Here is a 611-nt window from a genome sequence, read left to right as displayed (position 1 = left end):
GTTTCCGCTTGAGGTCAGATACATCTCTTATGAATGTAAGAAAAAAAGAATCAGTGGATTTGATGGTTCAGTTATTACGGAACCTAGCTATAACGTTATTGGGATCCCCATGCAGCAAGAGAGCGGGGATATCTGGAAAGCAAAGGTTGCTATGACTGGCGGTGGCTCGTGTAAATGGACCCTGAGTGCGGTCAATTTAGGTATCGAGTATATCGATGCGACACATCTTGGCAAAGACCTTGTACCTGGCACTGCCGTAGGGGTGTCACTCGCTTTTGACAATGATGCTTTTCGTAATGGGCAATATAAAGCTGTACATGGAGATTTGAAGTTATCGCCGAAATACTATCCGTATATAATAAGGTGGAGGTTAATTCGTAATAGAAGTGATTTGACTCTTTTAGGTGCTCAGGACTTTTTCTTATATCATGTTGTTGATGTGAATAATATTTCATTTGAACCATTGATCGATGAAGGCAAGATCACTCAGTATATTGAGCCAGAAAAGAAAATAAAAGGTGTTCACTCTAAAATAATATATCCAGATGGCAGTGTTATATCCGATGGGACTGTATTTCCTGACTTCGATAAAGTCGATAAGATGAAGGTGG

At 40.1% G+C, this 611-nt stretch carries 1 protein-coding gene; it reads left to right on the top strand.

Annotated features, from left to right (window positions below):
* Positions 1 to 611: hypothetical protein (locus ACOTYN_RS26440; protein WP_421634813.1), on the top strand; the 611-nt coding region annotated here is incomplete at both ends.

The organism is Enterobacter cloacae complex sp. IR5458 (genome assembly GCF_049238025.1).
Taxonomy (GTDB): domain Bacteria; phylum Pseudomonadota; class Gammaproteobacteria; order Enterobacterales; family Enterobacteriaceae; genus Enterobacter; species Enterobacter kobei.
This window is presented reverse-complemented; position numbering and strand designations above follow the sequence as displayed.